Origin of the sequence: uncultured Novosphingobium sp. (assembly GCF_964277725.1) — a bacterium.
GTDB classification, from domain to species: Bacteria; Pseudomonadota; Alphaproteobacteria; order Sphingomonadales; family Sphingomonadaceae; genus Novosphingobium; species Novosphingobium fluoreni.
In genome coordinates this window covers 1-3,875 of the sequence record NZ_CAXYKL010000226.1, presented here as the reverse complement: position 1 = coordinate 3,875, position 3,875 = coordinate 1, and the positions used below count along the sequence as shown (strand labels likewise).

The 3,875-nt window shown below is 62.9% G+C and carries 4 protein-coding genes; all 4 read right to left on the bottom strand.

What is annotated here, in order from left to right:
* Positions 1-301 precede the first annotated feature (301 nt).
* Positions 302-1,369 carry a DNA-directed RNA polymerase subunit alpha gene (locus ACHWRX_RS12880; protein WP_058736857.1) on the bottom strand — a complete coding sequence of 356 codons (1,068 nt, stop codon included), beginning with the start codon at positions 1,367-1,369 and terminating at the stop codon, positions 302-304.
* A gap of 115 nt (positions 1,370-1,484) precedes the next feature.
* Positions 1,485-1,874, bottom strand: coding sequence for a 30S ribosomal protein S11 (gene rpsK / locus ACHWRX_RS12875; RefSeq protein WP_058736858.1), 390 nt, complete (start codon positions 1,872-1,874; stop codon positions 1,485-1,487).
* 58 nt (positions 1,875-1,932) lie between these two features.
* Entirely contained in the window at positions 1,933-2,301 is a 369-nt protein-coding gene (rpsM, locus tag ACHWRX_RS12870; protein WP_058736859.1) for a 30S ribosomal protein S13, read from the bottom strand.
* Positions 2,302-2,772: 471 nt separating this feature from the next.
* The coding region (gene dnaN, locus ACHWRX_RS12865; RefSeq protein ID WP_394659489.1) for a DNA polymerase III subunit beta at positions 2,773-3,875 on the bottom strand (1,103 nt) is incomplete at its 5' end.

Here is a 3,875-nt window from a genome sequence, read left to right as displayed (position 1 = left end):
GCAGCGCAGTACGGTGGCCAGTGGCACGCTGCAGCTTGCGGCCGCCCATTTTATGACGCATTTTCGTGTACTCCGTTCGTAAGGGGCCCGTGTGAGGTAGCCCGGTCCTGGCCGTCGCTTAAGGGGGACGGCCCTGCCCTTTTTTGCGGGTGAAAGTAAGCTATCCCACTTTCGTCACCCCGGCCTTGCGCCGGGATCCCGCTTATTCTCTATCGCTGCTGCCAGACCGTCACGGGTTCTCACCGGTAACATCAGACGGCACGTTAAGTGCCGCTGACCGGGAAGTCCGTTGCCGGGCTGATTAGCCCAACAACTCCTGCTCCAGCTTCTTGGCCATCTCTTCGATGTTCTCGGGCGGCCAGCCCGGGATGTCCATGCCGAGGCGCAGACCCATCGAGGAGAGCACTTCCTTGATCTCGTTGAGCGACTTGCGGCCGAAGTTCGGCGTACGCAGCATCTCGGCTTCGGTCTTCTGAACCAGATCGCCGATGTAGATGATGTTGTCGTTCTTGAGGCAGTTGGCCGAACGCACCGACAGTTCCAGCTCGTCCACCTTCTTGAGAAGGTAGCGGTTGAGCTGGTTGGTATCGCTCTCTTCGGTAGCAGCACCACCGCTGGCAGCCATCCCGATCATCGGCGACTGACCGACCGGAGCCGCGTCCTCGAAGTGGACGAACAGCGCCAGCTGGTCCTGCAGGATGCGCGCGGCGTAAGCCACGGCGTCCTCGGGGCTGACAGTGCCGTCGGTTTCCACCGTGAGGCTGAGCTTGTCGTAGTCCAGCTCCTGGCCGATACGCGCGTTGTCCACCTTGTAGGAGACCTGGCGCACGGGCGAATAGAGCGAGTCCACCGGGATCAGGCCGATCGGCGCATCGACGGGACGGTTCGAGACGGCCGGAACGTAGCCCTTACCGCTATCCGCGGTCAGTTCCATGTTCAGCGTCGCGCCTTCGTCGAGATGGCAGATCACGAGGTTCTTGTTGGTCACCTCGATGTCGCCCGACACGGCGATATCGCCTGCCTTCACCTGGGCCGGGCCCGTGGCGGAAAGCTGGAGACGCTTGGGGCCTTCGCCCTGCATCTTAAGCGCGATCTGCTTCACGTTCAGAACGATGTCGGTCACGTCTTCACGCACGCCGGCAAGGCTGGAGAATTCGTGCAGGACGTTCTCGATCTTGATCGACGTGATCGCCGCGCCCTGCAGCGAGGACAGCAGCACGCGGCGCAGCGCGTTGCCGAGCGTCAGGCCAAAGCCCCGCTCCAACGGTTCTGCAACGAAAGTGGCGCGAAGCTTGGGGTCAGCCCCCGGCTTGATCTCAAGGCTGTTCGGCTTCTTGAGTTCCTGCCAGTTCTTGATGTTGACGGTCATGTGCTTCCCCTGGGGTAATTCAGTGCGACTTCGGCCGCTAAGCCCGAATGGGCCGCGGCCGATGCGTGGCGGCGGGTATCCGGCCTAGGAACCGGACCCGTCCACCGGGACTTGATCAGACGCGGCGACGCTTCGAGGGGCGAACGCCGTTGTGCGGGATCGGGGTCACGTCGCGGATCGAGGTGATGGTGAAGCCGACCGCCTGAAGGGCGCGCAGGGCGCTCTCGCGACCCGAACCCGGGCCCTTGACCTCGACTTCGAGGGTGCGCACGCCATGCTCGGCGGCCTTCTTGCCGGCGTCGTCCGCAGCCACCTGCGCGGCATACGGGGTGGACTTGCGGCTGCCCTTGAAGCCCATCATGCCCGCGGACGACCACGAGATCGCGTTACCCTGGGCGTCGGTGATGGTCACCATGGTGTTGTTGAAGCTGGCGTTGACGTGCGCAATGCCGCTCGAGATGTTCTTGCGCTCGCGGCGCTTAATGCGCTGTGGTTCGCGTGCCATGTCGGTTTATCCTGTCGAAATTCGCTGAGGGAAAGCTGCTGCCTGTAAAAGGCGCGGCTTACTTCTTCTTGCCGGCGATCGGCTTGGCCTTGCCCTTGCGGGTGCGCGCATTGGTGTGCGTGCGCTGGCCACGAACCGGCAGGCCCTTGCGGTGACGCAGGCCACGATAGCAGGCGAGGTCCATCAGGCGCTTGATGTTCATCGCGGTCTCACGACGAAGATCACCCTCAACGGTGTGTTCGGCGTCGATGGTTTCGCGGATCTGAAGCACTTCGGCGTCCGAGAGATCCTGCACGCGGCGGGCATGATCGATGCCCAGCTTGTCAGCGATCTTGACGGCATTGGTGCGACCGATACCGTGAATGTAGGTCAAGGCGATGATCACGCGCTTGTTGGTGGGGAGGTTTACCCCGGCAATACGAGCCACTTAATTCTCCTGCTCCACAGGGGAGCCTTGGCCCCGCCTATCTCAACGCTCTGACGCTCTTATGACAGGTGGGGGATCCACGAAGACGAAAGGACCGGTAGGAGCGGGCAAAAATGCCGAACACCACTGCGGACACAGCCGTTTCTGTCGAGCGAAGGGCGCGCTTAAATTGATTCGTAAGGATTGTCAACGCCGCACCGGCGTACAGGCCCCGCCCTTCGTCGGTAAAGCGGACGCCGGGGCGTGTGACCGGGAGAGGGTTATACCGCACGCATGAACCGCAGTCAAAGGCGGCGAGAAACGCCGACGTCGGAACGCATGCCTTAGGCTATTCCTGCGCTATCGCCACCACTAAATCGGCCAGATCCGGGATCCGCTCGTTCGGCTAGGTTGCGGCACGGAGCCTTATGCCCGGGGCTGACGCGGGGTGACTTCGAAACGGCGCGGAACGGGTGGAGGCCGAGGCCGGCTCTACACCCGCATCGGCATCAGGACATAGAGCGCGGGGCTCTTGTCGTCCTGGCGTATCAGCGTCGGCGCGCCCGCGTCCGCGAGGTGCAGTTCCACCGTGTCGCCTTCGATCTGGCCGAGGATGTCCTTGAGGTAGTTGGCGTTGAAGCCGATCTCAAAGCCGTCCGAGCCATATTGCGCGGGCACTTCCTCAGCGGCGGTGCCGTTGTCCGGCGAGGTGACCGACAGCGTGACGCGATCGGTGTCGAGCGCCATCTTCACCGCGCGCGTCTTCTCGGTGGCGATGGTCGCCACGCGGTCCACGCCCTCGAAGAAGCTCTTGGGATCGATCCGCAGCAGCTTGTCGTTCCCGGTGGGGATCACGCGGCTGTAATCGGGGAAGGTCCCGTCGATCAGCTTGCTGGTGAGGACCACGCCATGCTCACCGCCCAGCGTGAAGCGCACTTTGCTGGCGGACAATTCGATCAGCACATTGGTGTCGAGCGATTCTTCCAGCAGCTTGCGCAGTTCGGCCACGCATTTGCGCGGCACGATCACGTCCGGCATTCCCTGTGCACCTTCCGGACAGGCCAGCGTGAAGCGAGCCAGACGATGCCCGTCGGTGGCCGCTGCTTTCAACTGGTCTTCGGCGACATGGAAGAAGATGCCGTTCAGGTAATAGCGCGTCTCTTCGGTGGAGATCGCGAAGCGGGTGCGGTCGATCAACTGGGCCAGCGTGACCGCCGGAAGCTCGAAGCTGGTAGGCAGCTCGCCTTCTGCGATCATTGGAAAATCATCACGCGGCAAAGTGGGAAGCTGGAAACGGCTGCGTCCGGCCTTCACCACCATGCGGTTTTCGGAAGCGTCCAGGCTGACCTGGCTGCCGTCCTGCAACTTGCGCGCGATGTCGAACAGCAGATGGGCAGAGACGGTGATGGCGCCGGGCTGTTCCACCGCCACCGCGCCGACCGTTTCCACCACTTGCAGGTCAAGGTCGGTCGCCATGATCTTGAGCGCGCCGCCCGCCGCCGCCTCGATCAAGACGTTCGAGAGGATGGGGATGGTATTGCGCCGCTCCACCACGGATTGGACGTGAGACAGGCAACGCAACAGCGTCGAACGTT